Origin of the sequence: Aliiroseovarius sp. S2029, from assembly GCF_023195575.1 — a bacterium.
GTDB lineage: Bacteria > Pseudomonadota > Alphaproteobacteria > Rhodobacterales > Rhodobacteraceae > Aliiroseovarius > Aliiroseovarius zhejiangensis.
Window position 1 is genome coordinate 393,414 of sequence record NZ_JALPQE010000003.1, and the last position, 21,622, is coordinate 415,035.

General features: G+C 61.0%; 25 protein-coding genes. 14 read left to right on the forward strand and 11 right to left on the reverse strand.

Annotated elements, in window-relative coordinates:
- The first annotated feature begins 39 nt into the window (after positions 1 to 39).
- From MUY21_RS08775 to MUY21_RS08785, 3 genes are all read left to right on the forward strand, one after another.
- Positions 40 to 1,686, forward strand: coding sequence for a hypothetical protein (locus tag MUY21_RS08775; RefSeq protein ID WP_248409952.1), 1,647 nt, complete (start codon positions 40 to 42; stop codon positions 1,684 to 1,686).
- Between the two features lie 112 nt (positions 1,687 to 1,798).
- The gene (locus tag MUY21_RS08780; RefSeq protein ID WP_248409953.1) at positions 1,799 to 2,344 is read left to right on the forward strand and encodes a VOC family protein; all 546 of its coding nucleotides are present in this window, start codon (positions 1,799 to 1,801) and stop codon (positions 2,342 to 2,344) included.
- Positions 2,345 to 2,413: 69 nt separating this feature from the next.
- Positions 2,414 to 2,761: an antibiotic biosynthesis monooxygenase gene (locus MUY21_RS08785; RefSeq protein WP_248409954.1), complete on the forward strand. Its 348-nt coding sequence runs from the start codon at positions 2,414 to 2,416 to the stop codon at positions 2,759 to 2,761.
- Between the two features lie 9 nt (positions 2,762 to 2,770).
- On the opposite strand, the gene MUY21_RS08790 is transcribed toward MUY21_RS08785, so the two are convergent.
- Positions 2,771 to 3,379 (reverse strand): lytic transglycosylase domain-containing protein, encoded by a 609-nt coding sequence (locus tag MUY21_RS08790; protein WP_248409955.1) that lies wholly within the window; start codon positions 3,377 to 3,379, stop codon positions 2,771 to 2,773.
- A 222-nt stretch (positions 3,380 to 3,601) separates the two neighbouring features.
- Between MUY21_RS08790 and ssb the strand changes: the two genes are divergently transcribed.
- Positions 3,602 to 4,081, forward strand: a complete 480-nt coding sequence (ssb, locus tag MUY21_RS08795; protein ID WP_248409956.1) for a single-stranded DNA-binding protein — start codon at positions 3,602 to 3,604, stop codon at positions 4,079 to 4,081.
- Positions 4,082 to 4,132: 51 nt separating this feature from the next.
- On the opposite strand, the gene aroB is transcribed toward ssb, so the two are convergent.
- Both aroB and MUY21_RS08805 read right to left on the reverse strand, forming a co-directional pair.
- Positions 4,133 to 5,242: a 3-dehydroquinate synthase gene (aroB, locus tag MUY21_RS08800; RefSeq protein ID WP_248409957.1), complete on the reverse strand. Its 1,110-nt coding sequence runs from the start codon at positions 5,240 to 5,242 to the stop codon at positions 4,133 to 4,135.
- 1 nt (position 5,243) lies between these two features.
- The gene (locus MUY21_RS08805) at positions 5,244 to 5,759 is read right to left on the reverse strand and encodes a shikimate kinase (protein ID WP_248410050.1); all 516 of its coding nucleotides are present in this window, start codon (positions 5,757 to 5,759) and stop codon (positions 5,244 to 5,246) included.
- Between the two features lie 23 nt (positions 5,760 to 5,782).
- Here MUY21_RS08805 and MUY21_RS08810 point away from each other — a divergent pair, with 23 nt between their 5' ends.
- From MUY21_RS08810 to MUY21_RS08825, 4 genes are all read left to right on the forward strand, one after another.
- The gene (locus MUY21_RS08810; RefSeq protein ID WP_248409958.1) at positions 5,783 to 6,043 is read left to right on the forward strand and encodes a hypothetical protein; all 261 of its coding nucleotides are present in this window, start codon (positions 5,783 to 5,785) and stop codon (positions 6,041 to 6,043) included.
- 52 nt (positions 6,044 to 6,095) lie between these two features.
- Entirely contained in the window at positions 6,096 to 7,646 is a 1,551-nt protein-coding gene (locus MUY21_RS08815) for a hypothetical protein (protein ID WP_248409959.1), read from the forward strand.
- Positions 7,643 to 8,581 (forward strand): site-specific tyrosine recombinase XerD, encoded by a 939-nt coding sequence (locus MUY21_RS08820; protein WP_248409960.1) that lies wholly within the window; start codon positions 7,643 to 7,645, stop codon positions 8,579 to 8,581. The genes MUY21_RS08815 and MUY21_RS08820 overlap by 4 nt, the downstream gene beginning before the upstream one ends.
- 117 nt (positions 8,582 to 8,698) lie before the next feature.
- Positions 8,699 to 10,630, forward strand: a complete 1,932-nt coding sequence (locus tag MUY21_RS08825; protein WP_248409961.1) for a DEAD/DEAH box helicase — start codon at positions 8,699 to 8,701, stop codon at positions 10,628 to 10,630.
- Positions 10,631 to 10,645: 15 nt separating this feature from the next.
- On the opposite strand, the gene MUY21_RS08830 is transcribed toward MUY21_RS08825, so the two are convergent.
- Positions 10,646 to 11,116, reverse strand: a complete 471-nt coding sequence (locus MUY21_RS08830; RefSeq protein ID WP_248409962.1) for a type II toxin-antitoxin system RatA family toxin — start codon at positions 11,114 to 11,116, stop codon at positions 10,646 to 10,648.
- Positions 11,117 to 11,185: 69 nt separating this feature from the next.
- Between MUY21_RS08830 and hpt the strand changes: the two genes are divergently transcribed.
- Together hpt and MUY21_RS08840 are read left to right on the forward strand one after the other, a co-directional pair.
- A complete protein-coding gene (gene hpt, locus MUY21_RS08835; protein WP_248409963.1) occupies positions 11,186 to 11,731 on the forward strand; it encodes a hypoxanthine phosphoribosyltransferase in 546 nt (181 codons plus the stop codon).
- Between the two features lie 3 nt (positions 11,732 to 11,734).
- Positions 11,735 to 11,908, forward strand: coding sequence for a hypothetical protein (locus tag MUY21_RS08840; protein WP_248409964.1), 174 nt, complete (start codon positions 11,735 to 11,737; stop codon positions 11,906 to 11,908).
- Positions 11,909 to 11,919: 11 nt separating this feature from the next.
- On the opposite strand, the gene lipA is transcribed toward MUY21_RS08840, so the two are convergent.
- Together lipA and MUY21_RS08850 are read right to left on the reverse strand one after the other, a co-directional pair.
- Positions 11,920 to 12,870, reverse strand: a complete 951-nt coding sequence (gene lipA, locus MUY21_RS08845; protein ID WP_191285867.1) for a lipoyl synthase — start codon at positions 12,868 to 12,870, stop codon at positions 11,920 to 11,922.
- An 80-nt stretch (positions 12,871 to 12,950) separates the two neighbouring features.
- Positions 12,951 to 13,886, reverse strand: coding sequence for a hydrogen peroxide-inducible genes activator (locus MUY21_RS08850; protein ID WP_248409965.1), 936 nt, complete (start codon positions 13,884 to 13,886; stop codon positions 12,951 to 12,953).
- Between the two features lie 210 nt (positions 13,887 to 14,096).
- Here MUY21_RS08850 and MUY21_RS08855 point away from each other — a divergent pair, with 210 nt between their 5' ends.
- On the forward strand, positions 14,097 to 14,642 hold the full coding sequence (locus MUY21_RS08855; RefSeq protein WP_248409966.1) for a peroxiredoxin: 546 nt from the start codon (positions 14,097 to 14,099) through the stop codon (positions 14,640 to 14,642).
- A gap of 159 nt (positions 14,643 to 14,801) precedes the next feature.
- On the opposite strand, the gene MUY21_RS08860 is transcribed toward MUY21_RS08855, so the two are convergent.
- The 4 genes from MUY21_RS08860 to MUY21_RS08875 all read right to left on the reverse strand — a co-directional run bounded on the left by MUY21_RS08860 (position 14,802) and on the right by MUY21_RS08875 (position 17,346).
- Complete coding sequence (locus MUY21_RS08860; RefSeq protein WP_248409967.1) at positions 14,802 to 15,197, reverse strand: DUF1801 domain-containing protein; 396 nt, start codon at positions 15,195 to 15,197, stop codon at positions 14,802 to 14,804.
- 97 nt (positions 15,198 to 15,294) lie between these two features.
- Positions 15,295 to 15,819, reverse strand: coding sequence for a gamma carbonic anhydrase family protein (locus tag MUY21_RS08865; RefSeq protein ID WP_248409968.1), 525 nt, complete (start codon positions 15,817 to 15,819; stop codon positions 15,295 to 15,297).
- On the reverse strand, positions 15,816 to 16,460 hold the full coding sequence (gene gmk / locus MUY21_RS08870) for a guanylate kinase (protein ID WP_248409969.1): 645 nt from the start codon (positions 16,458 to 16,460) through the stop codon (positions 15,816 to 15,818). Before gmk ends, MUY21_RS08865 begins: the two co-directional genes overlap by 4 nt.
- A 4-nt stretch (positions 16,461 to 16,464) precedes the next feature.
- The gene (locus tag MUY21_RS08875) at positions 16,465 to 17,346 is read right to left on the reverse strand and encodes a YicC/YloC family endoribonuclease (protein ID WP_248409971.1); all 882 of its coding nucleotides are present in this window, start codon (positions 17,344 to 17,346) and stop codon (positions 16,465 to 16,467) included.
- A gap of 181 nt (positions 17,347 to 17,527) precedes the next feature.
- On the opposite strand from MUY21_RS08875, the gene MUY21_RS08880 reads away from it, so the two are divergent.
- A complete protein-coding gene (locus MUY21_RS08880) occupies positions 17,528 to 18,388 on the forward strand; it encodes a PAS domain-containing protein (RefSeq protein WP_248409972.1) in 861 nt (286 codons plus the stop codon).
- Between the two features lie 102 nt (positions 18,389 to 18,490).
- On the opposite strand, the gene MUY21_RS08885 is transcribed toward MUY21_RS08880, so the two are convergent.
- On the reverse strand, positions 18,491 to 19,864 hold the full coding sequence (locus MUY21_RS08885) for a 3-deoxy-7-phosphoheptulonate synthase class II (RefSeq protein ID WP_248409973.1): 1,374 nt from the start codon (positions 19,862 to 19,864) through the stop codon (positions 18,491 to 18,493).
- A 262-nt stretch (positions 19,865 to 20,126) separates the two neighbouring features.
- Between MUY21_RS08885 and MUY21_RS08890 the strand changes: the two genes are divergently transcribed.
- Positions 20,127 to 21,116 (forward strand): GlxA family transcriptional regulator, encoded by a 990-nt coding sequence (locus MUY21_RS08890; RefSeq protein WP_248409974.1) that lies wholly within the window; start codon positions 20,127 to 20,129, stop codon positions 21,114 to 21,116.
- Positions 21,113 to 21,619: a GNAT family N-acetyltransferase gene (locus tag MUY21_RS08895; protein ID WP_248409975.1), complete on the forward strand. Its 507-nt coding sequence runs from the start codon at positions 21,113 to 21,115 to the stop codon at positions 21,617 to 21,619. The genes MUY21_RS08890 and MUY21_RS08895 overlap by 4 nt, the downstream gene beginning before the upstream one ends.
- Positions 21,620 to 21,622 lie beyond the last annotated feature (3 nt).

The following is a 21,622-nucleotide window of genomic DNA, read 5'->3' on the forward strand; positions in this document are numbered from 1 at the left end:
CAAATCCCGCCCCAGAATCGTAACCAAATTGCCCCCTTCATGAACTACAGACGCGCTTCGACGATCGAATTGATCCTTCTGTCCGCCGCGGCCTATGCGGCCATTCCGGTGGCGCTGTCGGAAATGGATCCGCAGCTCGTGTCAAGCTTTCCGGTCGTGTTGATCGTGCTGAAAGTGGCCATCGCCCTGCCAGTCGCGGTCTCTGCCTGGGGGCGCAGCCGGTTCCTGGCCTCGCTGAAGGATCGCAACATCCTGTTGCTGTCCTCGATCCAGGCGTTCTTCTTCGTGCTGTCGCTTCTGCTTTTCGCCATGTCACTGGCCTCGCTGGACACACCCGTGGCCATCGTCATCACCGAAACCTGGCCAATCCCGTCTGCCATCGCGATGGGATATCTGATGCGCGATCAGCTGAGCCGGCTGGAAGGCAGCGATTACCTGTGGGGCAGCATTGCCTTTCTGGGGGTGGTGTTGGTGCTGGACCTGCCGTCCAAATTGGACGGAGTAGAAACCAGCACTTGGATCGGGGCGCTTTTGGCGCTGGCCTCGGCGGTGACGATGGGCCTGTCGGTCGCCTTCAAGGCGCGCGCGGTGAAGCTGATGCGCGAACGCCACCATATCGGTCCGGTGCTAAGCTATTTTTTACTGCAATTCTTCTTTCTGCCTGCCCTGCCGCTCTTTGCCATCTACTTTGCCGTCTTTCCGGGCGCGGAACCGGCAATTGATGTGCCGGCGGGCTCGTTGTGGGATTCGTGGCCTTGGGTGTTGGTCATCGTGGCGCTGAACTTCACATCTTCGGTGCTGTATTCCTTTGCCACATTGAAACTGAAACGGGCTTCGGACGGATTCGTCTGGTTCTTCACCCCGGCCTTTTCGCTATTGTTGTTTTCACTCTGGACCGGCGAGGCGCTGAAAGGTCACGAGCTGATCGGCCTGACCTTCATCCTCAGCTCGAACCTGCTTCTGACCATCGCCGCCGATACCACGCGTGCGTTCAAATCATTGGTGCTGACCGTGCTGGGGGCCGGGTCGTGGTGCTATTTCGTCGATCCGTTCTTTGTGCAGAACGAGTATTATTTTGATGCGCTCAGCATCCTGAGCATCTTTTTCGTGGTGATCCTGGTCGAAGGGCTGGGACAGGTGTCGCGCCAGTCGGACGAAGAACAACGCCTGCTGATCGAATTGAACCACGCATTGGCGGACAAGGACGCCCACCTGGCTGACGCTTTTGTGCATTTGTGCAAAGGGCAAAGCCCTGTCCTGTTCAAGCGGCGCTATCATCTGTTGCGACGGGCGCTAATCGCGGGTGGTCATCGCCATATCGCGCTGGATCTTGACCGGCTGGCGCATGCGCGCAATCGCACCCTGCGGCTGGGCAAGCATGTGTCGCTTGCGGCCTGCCTGGTGGCGACCGCTTCCATCGGCCTTCTGGCGCGGCCCGAAACGTGGCTGGCCGAGATGTTCATCACCGTCTATCTGCCTTCGATGGTGTTTTCCTTTTTCATTCTGATCGAAGGTCAGCTTGACCAGGAACGATCCCTGTTTCGCCACCTGACCACCCCCGGCGGCGATCATGTCATCCGTGTCCTGGCGCAGCGTTCGCCACGTGACAGCGTCATCTGGTCGCTGATCCTCAGCGCCTTTATCATCGTGACCTATGCTTATGCGCTGACGCTTGCCCCGGCATAGGCGCCTTCGTCCGTGACACCCCAGTTTACCCTCCCGCATTGGGTCGGCACGCCCTTATCGTTGCATTTGCAATGAACTCATGTTACTGAACGAGTGAAATAGGAGGATTCACATGAAGATCGAACAGATTCACCACGTCGCCTATCGCTGTAAGGATGCAAAGGAAACCGTTGAATGGTATGGGAAAATGCTGAATATGGACTTTGTTCTGGCGATTGCAGAGAACCATGTGCCATCGACCCATGAACCGGACCCGTATATGCATGTCTTTCTGGATGCCGGGAATGGCAATGTGCTCGCCTTCTTCGAGCTTCCGACCAAACCGGACATGGGCCGTGACGAAAACACGCCGATCTGGGTGCAGCATATTGCCTTCAAGGTCAAAGACCGCGCGGAACTGATTGAATTCAAAGAGCATCTTGAAAAAGAAGGGGTCGAGGTTCTGGGCGTCACCGACCATTCGATCTTCCATTCGATCTATTTCTTCGATCCCAACGGACACCGCGTTGAACTGGCCTGCCCCGACCCAGAGGAGGAAAAAATGCTGGCCCGCATGGACACCGTCAAATGGGACATGCTGAACGAATGGTCCGAGACCAAGCGCGCGCCCAAACATGCGGAATGGCTGCACAAGAAAGAACTGTCCGGCGTCGAATAAGTCTCTCGGCTGGAATATCCTGAGCCACCACTCTAGTCTGGACGCGACCAGCCTGAGAAACGCGTCCAGATGACCCAACCCCGCTTCGCCCCTTTGCCTGCTCTGCCTTATTACGCAGTGATCTTCACCAATCAACTGGCTAACCCCGCACCGGGATATGCGGCGATGGCGGACAGGATTTTCGCGCTGGCGCAGGCGCAGCCCGGATATTTAGGGGCGGAAACCACCCGCGATGCCTCCGGGCTGGGAATCACCGTGTCCTATTGGGCGGACGAGGACGCAATTCTGGCATGGAAACAGGTGTCCGAGCATCTGATCGCGCAGAAAATGGGGATCGAACGCTGGTATGCGCACTACGCGTTGCGGGTGGCAAAGGTCGAACGCGCCTATTCCGGGCCACAGGGGCGATCGGTCTGAACGGGCGCGCTAGCTGCCCAGAATGGCCCGCACATAGCCGCGCGTTTCCTTGTAGGGCGGCACACCTGAATACTTCTGCACCGCCTCCGGCCCGGCATTATAGGCTGCGAGCGCCAGCTTCCACGACCGGAACCGGTCATATTGCTGACGCAGGTAACGCGCGCCGCCTTCCAGATTTTGCACCGGGTTATGCGGATCAACCCCCAGCTTGCGCGCGGTAAAGGGCATCAATTGCGCAAGACCAATCGCCCCGGCATGGCTGCGTGCGCGCGGGTTCCAGCCGCTTTCCTGCTGCACCAACCGCAGGAACAGGTCTTGCGGAATGCCGTGCCGCTGGGCCGCGGCTTTGGCCAGTGCCAGGTATTCGCCTTTGTATTTTCCGGTGAAGGAGGGAATGCCATAGGTCGGCACGGCGTCCTTGTTGGGGGTCAGCCGGGTGCTGGAGGCGTATTGCTGCGCCGCGCGGGTGTCCAACACACGGGTCTGCGCCGCAAAGGCGGACCGTCCACCCGAGCTTGAAAACAGGTTCTCGGCAAAAGCGGCCTGACCGATTGGGGCAAGCCCCGTTGCAACGGCCAAAACGGCCCCGTATCCACGACGAAATATGCTGCGTGACATGCCTGTCCCCTGCCTGTCCCCTGAAATCAATGACGGCAATATACGCAAGTTCGGCTTTTTGGGGAAGAGGGTGTGGCATTTTGCGAAGGCGAGCTTGATATGCGGATATGGACCCGGCTTCACTGCCCTTCATTTGCCACGCCCACACGGGATTTCGGTTTCCCCATGCCCCCCCAGATGGTGTAACGATGAAGTCGAATTACAGAATCGAAAGGACGACGGATGGCGGGTTCGCTTAACAAGGTCATGCTGATCGGAAATCTGGGCGCCGACCCGGAAGTGCGTACATTCCAGAACGGCGGAAAGGTCTGCAACCTGCGCATTGCGACGTCAGAGACCTGGAAAGACCGCAACACCGGCGAGCGGCGGGAAAAGACCGAATGGCATTCGGTCGCCATCTTCTCGGAAGGGCTGGTGCGCGTCTGCGAACAGTTCCTGCGCAAAGGCTCCAAGGTTTATATCGAAGGCAAGCTGCAAACCCGCAAGTGGCAGGACCAGTCGGGGCAGGATCGCTACTCGACCGAAGTCGTGCTGCAGGGGTATGGCGGCACTTTGACCATGCTGGACGGACGCGGTGAAGGCGGCGGCCAGGGTGGCGGCGGCGGTTACGGTGGGGGCAGCCAGGGCGGCTATGGCGGTGGCGCTGGCGACAGCGGCCCGGCACCCGCAGGCGGCGGCTTCGACGACGAAATCCCGTTCTGACCCAGTCGGATACAAGCGATGCAGCCGCCCTGTTGGGCGGCTGTTTTCATATCAGCGCCTCGCCAGCGCGTCGTCCAGCACCGCGCGCACCACATCCATATCCACATCATCTGCCACGAAAGCGTCGCCAATGGCACGGGCCAGCACGAATCGCAGCTTGCCCTGTTCGACCTTCTTGTCCTGCCCCATCAGGGTGATCAGCCCCGCGCTGTCCGGCAGTTCGCCCGGAATGTCCGACAGGTCTTTCTTCATCCCCATTGCCGCCAGATGTGCGCGGAACCGGGACGGGCTTTCCTGACTGATCAGCCCCAGCCGTGCCGAGGTTTCAAACGCCAGCGCGCACCCGATGGCGACGCCTTCGCCGTGCAGCAGCCGGTCGGAATAGCCCGTTGCCGCCTCCAGCGCGTGACCGAATGTATGGCCGAGGTTCAGAAGCGCACGATCACCCTGCTCGGTTTCGTCCCGCACCACGATATCGGCCTTCATCTGGACCGAGCGGCGCACGGCCTCTTCACGCAGCTTCATATTGCCAGCGGCCAGCGCAGGGCCGTTGAATTCGAGCCATTCGAAAAACGCCCCATCCCCCAGCCCGCCGTATTTGACGACCTCACCGTAACCCGCCAGAAAATCACGCGGGGTCAGCGTTCCCAACACCTCGATATCAGCCAGAACAAGGGACGGCTGATGAAATGCGCCGATCAGGTTCTTGCCTTGCGGGGCATTGATCCCCGTCTTGCCGCCGACTGAACTGTCCACCTGTGCCAGAAGCGATGTCGGCACCTGCACGAATCGCACCCCCCGGCGCAGAATCGCGGCGGCAAAGCCCACCAGGTCACCGATCACACCGCCGCCAAAGGCGACCACCACGTCCTTGCGTTCGACCCGCTGATCCAGCAACCATTCGACCGTACGCGTCAGTTGCGGCCAGCTTTTCGTCCCTTCCCCGGGCGGAAGGATCAGCGCGTCCGAGGCAATCCCGCTGGCAGCAAGCCCTTTCTGAAGCGACGCAAGATGCAACCCCGCAACAGTCTGTTCCGTCACGATCCAGACCTTCGGGCGGGGCAACAGGGGGGCGATTTCTGCGCCCGCGTGCCCGATCAGGCCCGGCGCAATCCGCACGTCATAGGCACGATCGCCCAACGGCACATGAACGGTGGTCATGTCAGGTTTCCTCCAGCACATCAGGGCGGGTCAGAAGCGCTGCCACAACCGCATCCGCCATTTCGGCAATCGAATAGTCGCGCTGCGCCTCGACCGCCAGGTCGGCCTTGGCATAGACCGGTACGCGAGTGTTGTAGATATCGGTCAGCGTGGCCTTCGGGTCGGGGGTACGCAAAAGGGGGCGCGTGTCCTTGTGGCGCACCCGCGCCCACAAAAGGTCAAGATCGGCCTTCAGCCAGACCGCAACACCCCGCTGGGCAATCATCTGGCGATTGCGTTCCGACATGAACGCCCCGCCGCCGGTGGATAGAACCGCGCGCTGGGTGTCCAGAAGGCGCCCGATCACCTCGGATTCGCGATCTCGAAAAAACGCCTCGCCGTCGCGTTCGAAAATCTCTGCGATCGACATGTTTGCGGCGCGCACGATCTCTTCGTCGCTGTCCAGAAACGGCACGCGCAACCGGTTCGCAACCGCCTGCCCGACCGCCGTCTTTCCGGCCCCCATCATGCCCACCATGACGATGGATTTTTTCAGTTTGAATGCCAAAACGGCGCTCACTTGCCCAAATTCGGATTTCTTTCCTGAATGGCGTGATCTTGCCGAAAATGCCATATATAAAATCAGACAAAATACCACTTGAGGCAGAAAATGGTTGGAACAACATGCTGATCCGTTTGATCAAGCTTATTCTTTTCCTGGCAATCGTCGGCTTTATCGGGCTGACCGGGTTTGCGTTCTTCGGTGACATGGCGCCAAGAACCGCCCCTCAAAGCAGCACAGTGACGTTGAATGGGGACTGAACAGGTCAGGGACAGACGACATGGACTCGCCGCTTGTCTGGGCGGCGCGTTATTGTGTGTTCTGACCGGACTGGCACTGCCCGCCACGGCGCAGGCACCGCAGGGCACCGCCCCCTTGTCGGCCATCGATTGGTTGTCGGACAGCATCGCACTGCCGCCGCCATCGTCTGACAGTGCCATCTTGCCTCCGTCTTTTGATGAACCGGCAACCAGTACGGGCGCGTCGGTGGCCGAAGTCACCATGACACTGCTGGAAACCCCGGTGCTGGATGCGGTCGGGCTGTTGCCCCATGCGGTGACGGGCCTGCCCCGCGACCTGTGGGGCATGTCACGGCCCGACGACCTGGCTCGCCGCATCACCGCAATTGATCTGGATCTGCTGCCAGCCCTGCAAAGCCTGCTGCAACGGCTGATGCTGGCCGAACTGGATCCCCCCAAAGGGGCCAGCGCGGGCGAAGATCGCCTGTTTCTGGCGCGGGTCGACCGCCTGTTGACCCAGGGCGCGCTGGATCAGGCCGAGGCGCTTCTGGCGCGGGCCGGTTCGGTCAACCCGCGTGTCTTTCGCCGCGCCTTTGACACCGCGCTTCTGTTGGGCAACGAGGACGAGCATTGCACCACCCTGCGCGCCACGCCCGAACTCAGCCCCACCTTCCCCGCCCGCGTCTTCTGTCTGGCACGCAGCGGCGATTGGGACGCGGCGGTCCTGACTTTGGAAACGGGGCGGGCGCTGGGCTATATCAGCGACGAGGACGACGCCTTGCTCGCGCGGTTTCTTGACCCCGAACTGTTCGAGGACGAACCGGACTTGCCGCGGCCCGATCACCCCTCGCCCCTGACCTTCCGCATGTTCGAGGCGATCGGCCTGCATATCAACACGACCTCGCTGCCGCTGGCCTTCGCGCAATCCGATCTGCGCGCCAATATCGGCTGGAAAGCACGGGCCGAAGCCGGGGAACGTCTGGCGCGGGTCGGGGCCGTGACGGAAAACCAGCTTTTGGGTCTCTATTCCGAACGCCGACCCGCAGCGTCGGGCGGCATCTGGGACCGGATGAGCGCGGTGAACGCCGTGGAAACCGCGCTGGCCTCAGAGGATGACGACGACCTTGCCCGCGCCGTGCTGGCGCTGTGGCCGCATCTGGAAGAAAGCGGGCTGGAGGTGCCGTTTGCGCAAGTCTTCGGGGCAGACCTGGCCAAACGCAACCTGTCCGGTCGCGCAGGCGACCTTGCCCTTCGGCTTGGGCTTCTTTCCGACCAATATGACACCGTCGCGGCCCTTGGGCATGCTGCCCCCCGCGACTCGCTCGCGCCGATCCTTCTGGGTATCGCACGTGGCGAGACCGCCGATCTGACACCGATCGACGACCGCAGCCGTGCCGTGCTTGACGGGTTCGCCGCCACCGATCTGCCCATCCGCCTGCGCTCGCTCGTTGAACAAGATCGACTGGGTGAAGCCATCCTGCGTGCCATCGAGTTGTTTTCAACAGGCCTGAATGGCGATCTGGACGAGTTGACCGATGCGCTGGCCTTCTTCCGGCATGTGGGGCTGGAACAGGTCGCCCGGCAGGCCGCTCTTCAGTTCCTGATTCTGGAGCGGCGCGGATGAACGCCGACCACGCCCGCTGGATTTCCACCTTTCTGGAAGCGCAGGCGGCCGAACTGGATGCGTCTGAAAACACGCTGCTGGCCTATGGGCGTGACCTGAAGAGCTTTGCCGAGTTTGCAGGCGACAAGGGGCTGGATTTTGCCGCCATCAGTCGCGCCGATATCGAAGCCTTCATGGTCGATTGCGACACAATGGGGCTGGCGCAATCCACCCGCGCGCGCCGTCTGTCGGCGATCAAGCAGCTTTACCGCTTTGCCTACGAAGAAGGGTGGCGCCCGGACAACCCGGCCATAAAGATCAAGGGGCCGGGGCGGTCGAAATCCCTGCCCAAGATCCTGAGCGAAGATCAGGTCGAGGCGCTGCTTGTCACCGCGCGCAATCATGGCCGCAGCCCGTTGGACAAACTGCGCAACACCTGCCTGATGGAACTGCTTTATGCCACCGGAATGCGGGTCAGCGAGCTTGTCACCCTGCCCGCCTCGGCCGCCCGTGGCGACCCGCATATGCTGCTGGTTAAAGGCAAAGGCGGGAAAGAGCGGATGGTGCCCCTGTCACCCCCCGCCCGCGATGCGCTGGCCGCCTGGCTTGAGGCGCGCGACGCCGCCGAGGATGAGAAACGCGCAAAAACGGGTGCCAAGCCTTCGCCCTTTTTGTTTCCGTCCAGCGGCAAATCCGGCCATCTGACCCGGCATCGTTTCTATGGTCTGATCAAAGAAATCGCCCTGGCCGCCGGTGTGTCGCCCGACGCGGTGACCCCGCACCGTCTGCGCCACGCCTTTGCCACGCATCTTCTGGCGCATGGGGCCGATCTGCGCTCGATCCAGACGCTTTTGGGACATGCCGATATCTCGACCACCGAGATTTATACACATGTACTGGAGGAACGGTTGAAAGACCTTGTCCTGACCCACCACCCGCTGGCCGACACCGACTAGCGCGTTATTCCGCTATACATTCCCGTGCGAACAGGCTATCAGCCCGCTTTCGCACCTGCGACGCAGCCCATGCACGCCGCCCTTCTTGTTCTTCAGACACAACAGAATCGACCGCCCGTGAAACAGCCTATCTCTGACGCGCTTGCCGAGCGCGGATATGACACCCTGACCCAAGTCCAGACCGCCGTGTCCGACCCTGCGCTGGAAGGCGCGGACCTTCTTGTTTCGGCCCAGACCGGGTCAGGCAAAACCGTCGGCTTCGGCCTGGCCATTGCGCCGGTGCTGTTGGGTGACGCAGATCAATTCGGCCCTGCCGCAAGCCCGTTGGGGCTGGTCATCGCCCCCACGCGGGAATTGGCGATGCAGGTGAAACGCGAGTTGATGTGGCTGTTTGCCAAGACCGGGGCGGTCGTCGCCTCCTGCGTGGGCGGCATGGATATGCGCGATGAACGCCGTGCCTTGGCGCGTGGCGCGCACATCGTCGTCGCCACACCGGGGCGTCTGCGTGACCACGTCATGCGCGGATCAATCGACCTGTCTGCCCTGCGCAGCGTGGTGCTGGACGAGGCCGACGAAATGCTGGACCTGGGCTTTCGCGAAGATCTTGAGTTCATTCTGGATGAAACCCCCGAAGATCGCCAAACCCTGCTGTTTTCCGCCACGGTCCCGAAAAGCATCGCCACGCTGGCCGCGCGCTATCAGAAGGACGCTCAGCGGATCTCTACGGTGGCTGAGAAAAGCCAGCACACGGATATTGACTACCGCGCCATGCTGGTCGCCCCGCGCGACGGGGAAAACGCGATCATCAACGTGCTCAGGTTTTTCGAGGCCCCCAACGCGATCATCTTTTGCAACACCCGCGCGATGGTCAGCCGACTGGCGACGCGGCTGTCGAACCGTGGGTTCAATGTGGTCGCCCTCTCCGGTGAGCTGACACAGAATGAAAGGTCCAACGCGCTTCAATCCATGCGCGACGGGCGGGCGCGGATCTGTGTGGCGACGGATGTGGCAGCGCGCGGGATCGACTTGCCGAAGCTCGATCTGGTGATCCATGCCGAACTGCCCAACAACCATGAAACGCTGTTGCACCGGTCGGGCCGCACAGGGCGCGCGGGACGCAAAGGGGTCAGTACTCTGATCGTGCCGCCTGCAGCCCGCAAAAAGGCAGAACGCCTGCTGCGCTTCGCCAAGCTGACCGCCGATTGGAGCCCGGCCCCTTCGGCGCAAGAGGTGCAGGCGGAGGATCAGAAACGCATTCTGGCCGATGAAGTCTGGATACAGGAGCCCACCGCGAACGAGGCTGCATTGGCCGAAGAACTGGTGGCGACATTCACCCCCGCGCAACTCGCCGCCGCCTATCTGAAACTTTACCACACGGCCCACGCTGCGCCCGAGGAACTGTCCGACGTCAACACCAAGCCGGAAAAGCGCGAACCCTTCGGGCCGAGCGTCTGGTTCAGCCTTGCCAAGGGCCGCGATCAGGGCGCCGACCCGCGTCACCTGCTGCCCATGCTGTGCAAGGCCGGCGGGATCTCGCGTGGTGATATCGGCGCGATCCGGCTGCAAGATGACCAGTCGTTTTTCGAGGTGAAGGCGAACAAGGTTCCCGGTTTCCTGTCCTTGATCACCCCCGCCATGTCGGTCGAGGGCTTTGCCGTCGAACAACTGGATGCTGCCCCCGATCTTGCGCGCACCGGGAAACCGGCCCCGCGCGGCAAGACACGCAAGTTTGACAAGAAACCGACAAAGCCGCACCGCAAAGGCGACCGCACGTCAAGCACCAAGCACAATGGGAAAGACGAGTTCGGCGCCGATCGTCCCATCAAAGCCCCCGTCCATGCCAGGACAAAGGACGCGGACGCCAAACCACGCAAGCCGTCCAAACCCGAGGGTGACACGCCCAAAGGCAAGCGACCCGCCGACCGCAAGAAAGGACCGCCCCCGCCGAAGGGCAAGCCCAACAGCAAGAAAAACCGCGCCCGGGCTGCCGCCAAGGCCATCGCAAAGGCCAAAGGCGGTGACAGCGCGCCAAAACGGCGGAAAAGCTGACCCAGGTTTGCGCGCCTATGCAGGCGGAGGCTGACCCTGCGGTGTATAAAGCTCTGCAGCGCGGGCCTCAAACGCGGCAACGATGCGGTGCATCGCTTCGTTGAAGACAAGCCCGATCACCTTTTGCAGGATTGCACTCTTGAACTCGAAATCCACGAAAAACTCCACCTCGCACCCATCCGGGTACGGGTGAAATATCCAGTGCGATTTCAGGTATTTGAAGGGACCGTCCAGATATTCCGTGTCGATCCGCCGCCCGCCTTCGTCCAGCCAGACACGGCTGGCAAAGCGTTCGCGAAACACCTTGAAACTGATGACAAGATCCGCCTCCATCAGGTCACGCCCATCGGGCTGCGGCGTCACGCGGCGCACCCGCGCAGCAGTATTCCACGGCAGAAATTCGGGATATCGCCCCACATCCGCCACCAGATCATACATCTGTTCCGACGTGTATGGCAGGACGCGTTTTTCCCCATGTGTCGGCATGGTCAGGTTTCCCCTTCTCACTTCGCTGCGTATGTCTTAGGAATACGACCGGAAATCAAGGGGGAACACATGGCACAGCGTCCATATGTCATAGACACGATGATCTCGGCCAAACAAATCGCGGCGCGGGTCGAAGAGCTGTCGCAGGAAATTCATGACGAATTCAACGGCACTGACAAGCTGGTCGTCGTCGGCCTGTTGCGTGGGTCGTTCGTGTTCATCGCCGATGTTGTGCGCGAGCTGGACCTGCCGGTCGAGGTCGATTTTCTGGAAGCGTCCTCGTACGGCGACTCGACCGAAAGCAGTCGGGAAGTCCGTATTCTCAAGGACTTGCGCGGTGAGATTTCTGGCCGCGACGTGCTGGTGGTCGAAGATATTGTCGACACGGGTTTTACCCTGAAACATGTGGTCGGTCTGTTGAAAGCCAAATCGCCGCGCAAGCTGAAAACCATCGCGCTGCTTGACAAACCATCCCGGCGCGAGGTCGACATCCGCGCCGACTGGATCGGGTTCGAAATCCCGGACGAGTTCGTGGTTGGCTATGGCATCGACTTTGCACAGCGCGATCGCAACCTGCCCCATATCGGCAAGGTGCGGTTTCTGGACGAAGACTGACCCATGAACCCGCGCTGGTTCATGCGGATGGCCAAATGGGCGCGGCATCCGCCTTCGGCCAAACGTGTGAGGTTGGTTTTTGCAGTCGTCGCGATCTGCGCGGCGATCGTGATTTACGAGATGCTGTTCGGAACACCGGACTGGATGCAGATGGAGCGTCTGCGTCTCAAGCCATAAAGTATTTCCTGTCAGCCTCTTGCAAGCTGTTCTTCACGCGCCGCGCGCAGCCGTGCGAAATCGTCACCCGCGTGATAGGACGAGCGTGTCAAAGGAGTGGCCGACACCATCAGGAACCCCTTGCCGTAAGCGGCGGTCTCGTAGTCCTTGAACTCATCCGGGTGCACGAACCGCGCGACCGCGTGGTGTTTCGGTGTTGGTTGCAGATATTGCCCGATGGTCAGGAAGTCGATCCCCGCCGCGCGCATGTCATCCATGACCTGCAACACGCCCTGACGATCCTCGCCCAGCCCGACCATGATCCCGGATTTGGTGAACATCGACGGGTCCAGTTCCTTGACCCGCTGCAACAGGCGAAGCGAATGGAAATACCGCGCGCCGGGGCGCACCTGCGGATAAAGGCCCGGTACAGTTTCAAGATTGTGGTTGAACACATCCGGCCGCGCCTCGACCACGGTTTCCAGAACGGACGGATCGCATTTCAGGAAATCCGGGGTCAGAATCTCGATGGTGGTGTCGGGTGACTGGTGGCGAATGGCGCGGATGGTCTGCGCAAAATGGTCTGCCCCACCGTCTTTCAGATCGTCGCGGTCCACCGACGTGATCACCACGTGGTTTAGCCCCAGTTTCTTCACCGCATGGGCCACGCGGCCCGGTTCGAACGCGTCCAGATCGTCGGGGCGACCGGTGGCGACGTTGCAGAAGGTGCAGCCGCGAGTGCAGATCTCGCCCATGATCATCATGGTGGCGTGGCCCTGGCTCCAGCATTCGCCGGCATTGGGGCACGCGGCTTCCTCGCAAACCGTGGCAAGGTTGTTTTCACGCATGATCCTGTGCGTTTCAGCATAGCCTTTACCGCCGGGCGCTTTCACGCGAATCCAGCTGGGCTTCTTGGGCTGTGCATTGTCCGGGCGATGCGCCTTTTCAGGGTGGCGACTTTCCGGGATTTTCAGATCACGCATGGCATTCCTCCGCGCCAAAATCGGCTTTGCGACATATAACGGTATCGTGCCGCCGAGTCACCTTGAAAGCCGCATGGCTGTTATGTGCCTGGCGCATGGCCTGTGTCCCGAACCACCTGCGTTCCCGCCTGTTGCAGCAGACCCGCCAGCGTATCGAACCAATCGGTATGCACCGACAGGTTGCGGCGCACCAAACCGATGGTGCGACATGGTTCGGGCTGGGCGAACCGGGCGACGGCAAGGTCGGGCGTGGCTTTCTGTTCGTCGCCCCGCGCCAGTTCGGGCAGGAAGGTCACGCCCAGCCCCCCCGCTGCCAACCGGCACAGCGTGCCCAGCGACGCCGCCCCAAGGTCAACCCGCCGGTCGCGCCGTCGCAGGCCGCAAACCTCAAGCGCCTGATCGGCAAGACAATGCCCCTCTTCCAGCAACAGCAGCAGTTCCGGGTCGATCATCGCCGGATGCAAAGACGCGCGTGTGCCGGTAATTCGCTCGATCTGGGCAGATGTGCCGGCCAGCAGGAAGCGGTCGGTGAACAGGGGCGCTTCGACCAGCCCGGTGACACCGGAGGGCAGCGCGATGATCGCGGCATCCAAACGCCCCTCTTCCAGATCTGCCAGCAGATCAGCGGTCTGGGCTTCGCGCAGGCGCAAGTCAAGCCCGGTCGTGCGGGCCCGGATCAAAGGCAACGCGATGGGCAGCAGATAAGGCGCAACGGTGGGGATAACCCCCAACCGAAGCCGTCCGGTCAGCCCTTTCTGCCAATGCACCGCATCTTCCATCCGCTCAAGTTCGGCCATGATCCGCTTTGCGGTGGCCAGCACGTCCTGCCCGGCCGAGGTCAGTGACACCCCTTTCCGGTCACGCAGGAACAGGGGCGTTTGCAGACGATCTTCCAGTTCCTTGATCTGATTGGAAAGGGCTGGTTGCGTCACATGACACCGCGCCGCCGCCTGGCCGAAATGACGGGTTTCGGCCAAGGCAATCACATAGGTCAGTTGCCGAAGGGTAATATTCATAACCTCTGATTATCAAACGCGGTGTTGCGTTGGAATACCGTTCTTGGACCTTTGCGCCACACCCCCTTCGACACGACAAGTTGCGGTTGCAGAACCTGTCCATGCTGCACTTGCAAAATCCGCGTTGAGACCTATCTGGAATCGTTCTAAGACAATGAGCAACCCGCGCCGCGCGATTCTGTGCGCGCCTCAGACAGAAGGATTTTTAACATGCAAGCTGGCGTTCGCGTTCCCAACATCACCTTCCGCACCCGTGTCCGGGATGACAGCATCGAAGGCCCCAACCCCTTCCGCTGGCAAGACATGACGTCGGACGATTATTTCAAAGGCAAGCGCGTTGTGCTGTTTTCGCTGCCCGGTGCGTTCACGCCGACCTGCTCGACCTATCAACTCCCGGGCTTTGAAAAAGGCGCCGACGAGTTCCGCGCGCAAGGCATCGACGAGATCTACTGCATGTCGGTCAATGACAGCTTCGTCATGAACGCTTGGGCCCGCAACCAGGAACTTGAAAACGTCAAAGTCATCCCCGATGGATCAGGCGAGTTCACCCGCGGCATGGGCATGCTGGTCAACAAGGACAACCTTGGCTTCGGTGCCCGCTCGTGGCGCTATGCCGCCGTCATCAACGATGGTGTGGTCGAGGCATGGTTCGAAGAGCCCGGCCGCTGCGACAACCACGCCGAAGACCCCTATGGCGAAAGCGCACCCGAAAACGTGCTGGCCTGGCTGAAAGAGGCTGGCGAGAAAGTCGCGTAAAGTGTTTCAGATCGCATTACAGGAAGGGCCGCTGGTACCAGCGGCCTTTTTTTGACGCAGCAATCCGCAGGACATGCGTTTCTTTCATCTCGCTGCAGATCGAAGCGCCCATTCGCGTCTGTATCGGCTATTGCTGCCATCAAGGCAGACCTCCGCGCTTCAGGACAGTCGCTCCAGCCGACCTTTTCGCTTGTAGATGTTCTTGTAATCCCACTGCACCTGCCGACTCTTCACAAGCCAGCGTTTCAAGTCGTCATATCTGATTTCTTCCACATCCGTGTATCGGATTGACGCATCCATGAACTTGCCGGTTCCCGGCTTCAAATCCAGCTCGTCAAAATCCGCCCCGCTCCAGAACATCAGACGGATACAGCTTTTGAGCTTGCTGTACCCGACGATGGGGTTTTCCTTGAGAAACCAGACAGGATGGGCATGCCAGATCTTGCTTTCAGCGTCTGGAAGCATCTCATCAATCACTGCACGCAGAGCCTCACATATCGCCCTGTCATCAGTTGTCTGCGCATCGTGAAATTCTTGAATGGTGGATGGTTTCATAACCGAAACATAGCATAGACCGGGCCAGTCCCGAAGCCATGCCAAAACTCGAGCGATCCGGTATCCGAGGCGATCGGCTCGATGCAGCCGAAGCCCTTTATCCACCAACCCCCTTCAACCCGGTCAAGAACCGCGCTGCGTTTTCCTGATAGTGCACAGCAGACTCATACAGCCCCTTGATCGTCGCCTCATCCAATTCCCGCACCACTTTGCCGGGCGCGCCCAGCACCATCGAGCCGTCGGGAATTTCCTTTCCTTCGGTGATCAACGCCCCTGCCCCGATCAGGCAGTTCTTGCCGATCACGGCGCCGTTCATCACGGTGGCGTTCATGCCGATCAGGCTGCCGTCGCCGATGGTGCAGCCGTGCAGCAGCACTTTGTGACCCACAGTGACGTTCTCGCCAATGGTCAGCGGAAAGCCCATATCGGTGTGAAAAACGCAATTTTCCTGCACATTGGTGCCCGCGCCGACCGTGATCAACTCGTTGTCGCCGCGCAACGTGCTGCCGAACCAGACCGAAGCGCGTGCCCCGATCCGCACCTTGCCAATCAGGTTGGCGTCGGCGGCGACAAAGGCGTCCCCGGCAATTCCGGGGGCGATCCCGTCCAGTTCATAGATCATTGGTTTCCCTCTTCAAATTCGGCCTGCAACTTACGGACATGGTTCAACAATCCCGGTTGCTGATTGCGGCGCTGGCGGGTGGCTTCGACGATGGTGATCAGGCGTTCGGCGGTCTGGTCCAGATCGTCGTTGATCAGCACATAATCATAGCTGCCCCAGTGGCTGATCTCGTCCCAGCTTTTCTGCATCCGCTTGGCGATGGTGGCTTCGTCGTCCTGCCCGCGCCCCACCAGCCGCGCGCGCAATTCCTTGATCGAGGGCGGCAGGATGAAGATCGACAGCGAATGCGAGGCGAGCGAAGAGTTCCGTATCTGCACCTCGCCCTGCCAATCCACGTCGAACAGCACGTCGCGTCCGGCCTCGATCGCGCGGCGCACGGGCTCGGACGGTGAGCCATAGAAATTGCCGAAAACGTGAGCGTGTTCCAGCATCTCGCCCTGAATGACCATCTCCTTGAACCTGGCCTCGTCCACGAAATGGTAGTGCTGCCCGTCCACTTCGCCCTCGCGCGGCGCGCGCGTCGTGGCCGAGACCGAGAAGCTGAGCGTCGGGTCCCATTCCATCAACCGCCGCGCCAGTGTCGATTTCCCCGCACCCGAAGGCGAGGACAGAATGATAAGAAGGCCGCGCCTGTCGGACATAGTGCTACTCCACGTTCTGAACCTGCTCGCGCATCTGATCTATGACGTGCTTCAGGTCAAGGCCGATGGTGGTCAATTCCTTGAACTGCGCCTTGGAACACAGGGTGTTGGCTTCGCGGTTGAACTCCTGCATCAGAAAGTCCAGCTTGCGGCCAACCGGCTGATCCGACGTCAGGTGGCTTCGTGCGGCGTCGATATGGGCTTTCAGGCGGTCGATTTCCTCGCGCACATCGGTTTTGACGGCCAGAATGGCAAGTTCTTGCTGAACACGGTCGGGATCGGCGCCGTCGCTGTTGTCCAGCACGCGGGCAAGAGCCGTCTGCAACCCCGCGACCTGTGCGTCCTGCCGCGCGGCAAGCACGCCTTCGGCAGCGGTGACAAGCTGCGCGACATCGTCAATCTGTTGGGAAAGAAGTTGCGTCAATGCCGCCCCTTCCTGCGCGCGCGAGGCCTGAAATTGGCTGATCAATGGGGGAATGTCCTTCGCCAGCCGGGTCAACAGCGGGGCGGTGTCTTCGTCGGTCATGGCCCGTTGTTCCAGAACACCACGCATCCCTGCAATATCAGAGGGTTGCACGGGTGCGACCCGCAGGCCGCGGGCTTCGGCTTCGGCGGCGATGGCCATCAACTGAGCCAAGGCGCGTTCCAACCCGTCGGGGTTGATCGCGGTCTGTCCAGCCTCGTCGCGGCGGGTGATTTTCAGGCTGACCGAAACATTGCCACGTGCCACCGACGCCTTCAGCGCCTTGCGCAGCGGCTCTTCCAACCCGCCCAGCCAGTCGGGCAGCCGGATCTTGATATCCAGCCCCCGCGCATTGACCGATCGAAGATCCCAGACCCAGTTGCAGCCTTCGTCTTCGGCTGCGATGCTGGCGAAACCTGTCATGGAATGTGGCATGTGGAATTAACCATTCGTTAAGTTTTTATGCCAATTTCGAGAGGAATGTGACATATTAAGACATCGGTAAGGATTATCCTTCCAATCGTTAACAAACGGTCACAATTTGAACAAGCTCGCTGGTTACGACACATTTTATTAAAATCGTTTCAACTCCTGGGACGCGAAGATGAAGATTGAATACCTCAAAGATGGCAATGTGATCGCGCTGGCTTCGGCCCGGCGCACCATCAAATTTCCCGCCATCGCACAGATCGAAGCTTACTGGCACGCCTTGCGAAACGGTCGCCTGATGCCCACGCGTGGCGACGTGGACCCCCGCGGCATCGGAGAGAACCTGGCCCATGCCATGATCCTGGAACGGATCGCGCCGGGCCATGCGCGCATACGGCTGGCGGGCCAGCATATCAGCGACACCCTGTCGATGGAGGTGCGCGGGATGCCCCTGAGCGCCCTGTTCACGCCCGATGCCCGCGATGAGGTGCAGGAGGCGCTGGAAAGCGTGTTCACGACCCCTGCCGAGGTCAGCCTGACCCTGCAAAGCGAAAGCAAGCTGTTTCACAAGACGCTGGACGCCCAGTTGATCCTGTTGCCGCTGAAGGACATTCACGGCAACGTCACCCGTGTTCTGGGCGGGTTTCAGGTCGATGGTGCGCTGGGTCGCGGTCCGCAACGCTTCGGTGTGCGCAATCTTGATATACGCCCCCTGACGATGCCCGGCACCCACGGCAAAGCACGCAGATCGCGTCCGCGGCAAGAGACTCTGTCCCGCCCCGGATACTGGGATATTCGCGGCGCTGATGCGGCGGTCCCAGCGGGTGACGAAAAGCCGGATGTGACCCGCGTCGATATCCGACCGACGCGGGACCGCAAAAGCGAAGGACATATCATGCGCCCCTCGGACGCGCGCGGCATTCCGGTGCCCGGTCTGGCCGAACTGGCGGCAAGTTTTCACGGTGCATCATCTTCGATGCAGATCGAACCGCCGAGGCGCCCGGGGGGTCATTTGCGGCTGGTCAAACAGGACTGAGGCCCCGCGCCAAAAGACACGAAAAACCCCGGCCGCCTGGACCGGGGTTTTCTGTTTGATCTGGCCTTGATTGATCCGGTTGTGTGGATCCGGCCAAGACAGTCAGCCCGCTTTGATGGCGGCGGCATCCTCGCTGCGCATGGAGGAAAGTTCCTCGGCCACCAGAAACGCCAGTTCCAGAGACTGGCTGGCATTGAGGCGCGGATCGCAGGCGGTGTGATAGCGGTCCGACAGATCCTCGTCCGTGACGGCGCGCACGCCGCCGGTGCATTCTGTCACATCGGCGCCTGTCATTTCGAAATGCACACCACCGGGGATCGTGCCCTCGGCTTTGTGGACGGCAAAGAACTCCTGCACCTCTTTCAGCACGGAATCGAAGGGCCGGGTTTTGTAGCCTGTTGCCGATTTGATCGTGTTGCCATGCATCGGATCGCAGGACCAGACGACATTAGCGCCTTCGTCTTTCACGGTCTGAATCAGGCGCGGCAAATGCTCGGCCACCTTCCCTGCCCCGAAGCGTGCGATCAGGGTCAGACGACCGGCATCGTTGTTCGGGTTCAGCTTGGCCATCAGAACCTTCAGATCGTCCGCCGTTGTGGTCGGCCCGCATTTCAGGCCGATGGGGTTCACCACACCGCGGCAGAACTCCACATGCGCACCATCGGGCTGGCGGGTGCGGTCGCCGATCCACAGCATGTGACCCGAGCCTGCCACCGTCTTGCCGGTGGTCGCGTCCAGGCGGGTCAACGCTTCTTCGTATTCCAGCAGCAGCCCTTCGTGCGAAGTATAGAAATCGACCGTCTGCAAGGTGTGCGCCCGGTCGCTGTCGACGCCGGCGGCGCGCATGAAATCCAGCGTGTCCTGAATACGCTCGGCCATTTCACGGTATTTCTCGGCCTCGTCGCTTTCAGTGAAGCCCAGCGTCCAGCTGTGCACCTTGTGCACATCCGCCAGACCACCGGTCGAAAAAGCACGCAGCAGGTTCAGGGTTGCTGCGGCTTGCGTATAGGCCTGCAACATCTTCTGCGGATCGGGAATGCGCGCTGCCTCAGAGAAATCGAGCTCGTTGATGATGTCACCGCGATAGCTGGGCAGTTCAACCCCGCCGACGGTTTCGGTCGGCGCCGAGCGCGGCTTGGCGAACTGTCCGGCCATGCGGCCAACCTTGATGACCGGCACCTTGGCGCCATAGGTCAGCACCATCGCCATTTGCAGCATCACTTTGAACGTATCGCGGATCGCGTCGGCCGAGAAATCCGAGAAACTTTCGGCACAATCCCCACCCTGCAACAGGAACGCTTCTCCGCGTGAGGCGCGGCCAAGCTGGGCGCGCAGGCGCATCGCTTCGCCCGCAAAGACCAGCGGAGGATATTTCGCAAGCTGTGCCTCGACCTCGGCCAGTTTGGCCGCATCGGTATAGTCAGGCATCTGCACCCGTGGCTTCTTGCGCCAGGCCGACTTGTCCCACTGCGTCATGTCATTGCTCCGTCTTGCATGGTTTCCCGCAGGTGCGGGGTGAAGCCCATCTTCTAACGCGGTCGGCGGTCACGTGCAATTACCGTTATGGAATACGCACGGGTCGGTTTACTGTTCTGGCAGACCGCTCTGCCCCGATGGACCCCTCTCAGGACAGACGCCGCGCGATTTCGCCCTGTTGTTTCACCCTTGTCGCAGGCGCGCAAACCTGATGTGGTCCCCCGCAACCACATTAAAACCCCTCTTGGACGAGGTGACTCGGATGACAAAAGACCCAACACCCGCAACGACGGCCCCGCGCCGTTTCGTCTTCGTGTTGGTCGAAGGCTTCACCCTGCTCAGCTTCGCGGGCGCCATAGATGCGCTGCGCATCGCCAACCGGGCTGCCGGGCGGCGGTTGTACGAATGGGTTCTGATGGGTGAAGGCGGCCAGACGATCACGTCATCGGCGGGCGCCTCATTCAACCTGGACAGTGACCTGGTAGAGCTGAAGCGTGAGGACTGCGTGGTGATCTGCTCGGGCGTCGATGTGCAGAGCCATTGCACGACGAAACTTCTGAACTGGTTGCGCCGCGAGGCCCGGCGCGGGGTCAAGATCGCGGGCCTGTGCACCGCCGCCCATGTGATCGCCAAGGCCGGGCTTCTGAACGACAAGCGCGCGACGATCCATTGGGAAAACCATGACAGCTTTGCCGAAGCCTTTGACGAGGTCGACCTGACCAAGCGGGTTTTCGTGATCGACGGCAACATCATGACGGCGGCGGGCGGCACATCGTCGATTGACCTGATGTTGAAACTGATCGCGGATGAACATGGCGAGGACATCGCCAACATCGTCGCAGATCAACAGATCTACACCTCGATCCGCACCGACCGCGACACCCAGCGCCTGTCGGTGCCCACCCGGATCGGCGTGCGGCATCCGAAGCTCAGCGAAGTGATCCAGAAGATGGAAGCCAATATCGAAGAGCCGATTTCACCTTCGATCCTGGCCGCTGATGTGGGCCTGTCCACACGGCAGTTGGAACGCCTGTTTCGCCGGTACCTGAACCGCTCGCCCAAGCGGTATTACATGGAGTTGCGTCTGCAAAAGGCGCGCAACCTGCTGATGCAGACGGATATGAGCGTGATCAACGTGGCGCTGGCCTGCGGCTTCTCAAGCCCCTCGCATTTCTCGAAATGCTATCGGTCGCATTACGATACGACACCGTATCGTGAACGCGGCAGCCACGCCACGCGCGTGGCGCCATGATCCGCACCGACCGGCTGTGCCTGCGCGCCCCGCGACAGGACGATCTGGACGATCTGCACGCGGTCTTCGCCCACCCCGACGCCATGCGTTACTGGAGCCACCCGGCCCATACCGAACATTCCCAAACGCAGCAGGTGCTGGACGGCATGATCCGCTCGCACAGGGCCACCGGGCTGGAATATGTCGTCGCGCATGAAGGCCGGGTGATCGGCAAGGCGGGTCTGTGGCAGATTGCCGAACTGGGATACATCCTGCATCCCGACCATTGGGGCAAGGGATTGGGGCGCGAAGCCCTTATGGCCGTCTTGGGTGCCGCCTGGGACCGGCATCCGGGGATCGACAGGATCACTGCCGAAATCGACCCGCGCAACATCGCCTCGGCCCGGCTGCTGGACGGGTTGGGATTTCAGGTGACGGGGCACGCCGAAAATACGTTGCAGGTCAACGGGGAATGGTGCGACAGCATCTATTATGCCCTGCCCCGTCCGGGGGCTGCCGCTTGACGT

Excerpts from the sequence above, each read along its gene's own strand:
- MUY21_RS08785 (WP_248409954.1), top strand. The coding sequence starts at position 2,414 with ATGACCCAACCCCGCTTCGCCCCTTTGCCTGCTCTGCCTTATTACGCA.
- MUY21_RS08790 (WP_248409955.1), bottom strand. The coding sequence starts at position 3,379 with ATGTCACGCAGCATATTTCGTCGTGGATACGGGGCCGTTTTGGCCGTT.
- aroB (WP_248409957.1), bottom strand. The coding sequence starts at position 5,242 with ATGACCACCGTTCATGTGCCGTTGGGCGATCGTGCCTATGACGTGCGG.
- MUY21_RS08830 (WP_248409962.1), bottom strand. The coding sequence starts at position 11,116 with ATGCCGACACATGGGGAAAAACGCGTCCTGCCATACACGTCGGAACAG.
- MUY21_RS08890 (WP_248409974.1), top strand. The coding sequence starts at position 20,127 with ATGACAAAAGACCCAACACCCGCAACGACGGCCCCGCGCCGTTTCGTC.
- MUY21_RS08805 (WP_248410050.1), bottom strand. The coding sequence starts at position 5,759 with ATGGTGGGCATGATGGGGGCCGGAAAGACGGCGGTCGGGCAGGCGGTT.
- MUY21_RS08895 (WP_248409975.1), top strand. The coding sequence starts at position 21,113 with ATGATCCGCACCGACCGGCTGTGCCTGCGCGCCCCGCGACAGGACGAT.
- hpt (WP_248409963.1), top strand. The coding sequence starts at position 11,186 with ATGGCACAGCGTCCATATGTCATAGACACGATGATCTCGGCCAAACAA.
- gmk (WP_248409969.1), bottom strand. The coding sequence starts at position 16,460 with ATGTCCGACAGGCGCGGCCTTCTTATCATTCTGTCCTCGCCTTCGGGT.
- lipA (WP_191285867.1), bottom strand. The coding sequence starts at position 12,870 with ATGCGTGATCTGAAAATCCCGGAAAGTCGCCACCCTGAAAAGGCGCAT.
- MUY21_RS08875 (WP_248409971.1), bottom strand. The coding sequence starts at position 17,346 with ATGACAGGTTTCGCCAGCATCGCAGCCGAAGACGAAGGCTGCAACTGG.
- MUY21_RS08865 (WP_248409968.1), bottom strand. The coding sequence starts at position 15,819 with ATGATCTATGAACTGGACGGGATCGCCCCCGGAATTGCCGGGGACGCC.
- MUY21_RS08855 (WP_248409966.1), top strand. The coding sequence starts at position 14,097 with ATGCAAGCTGGCGTTCGCGTTCCCAACATCACCTTCCGCACCCGTGTC.
- MUY21_RS08860 (WP_248409967.1), bottom strand. The coding sequence starts at position 15,197 with ATGAAACCATCCACCATTCAAGAATTTCACGATGCGCAGACAACTGAT.
- MUY21_RS08840 (WP_248409964.1), top strand. The coding sequence starts at position 11,735 with ATGAACCCGCGCTGGTTCATGCGGATGGCCAAATGGGCGCGGCATCCG.
- MUY21_RS08820 (WP_248409960.1), top strand. The coding sequence starts at position 7,643 with ATGAACGCCGACCACGCCCGCTGGATTTCCACCTTTCTGGAAGCGCAG.
- MUY21_RS08775 (WP_248409952.1), top strand. The coding sequence starts at position 40 with ATGAACTACAGACGCGCTTCGACGATCGAATTGATCCTTCTGTCCGCC.
- MUY21_RS08880 (WP_248409972.1), top strand. The coding sequence starts at position 17,528 with ATGAAGATTGAATACCTCAAAGATGGCAATGTGATCGCGCTGGCTTCG.
- MUY21_RS08850 (WP_248409965.1), bottom strand. The coding sequence starts at position 13,886 with ATGAATATTACCCTTCGGCAACTGACCTATGTGATTGCCTTGGCCGAA.
- MUY21_RS08810 (WP_248409958.1), top strand. The coding sequence starts at position 5,783 with ATGCCAAAACGGCGCTCACTTGCCCAAATTCGGATTTCTTTCCTGAAT.
- MUY21_RS08885 (WP_248409973.1), bottom strand. The coding sequence starts at position 19,864 with ATGACGCAGTGGGACAAGTCGGCCTGGCGCAAGAAGCCACGGGTGCAG.
- ssb (WP_248409956.1), top strand. The coding sequence starts at position 3,602 with ATGGCGGGTTCGCTTAACAAGGTCATGCTGATCGGAAATCTGGGCGCC.
- MUY21_RS08780 (WP_248409953.1), top strand. The coding sequence starts at position 1,799 with ATGAAGATCGAACAGATTCACCACGTCGCCTATCGCTGTAAGGATGCA.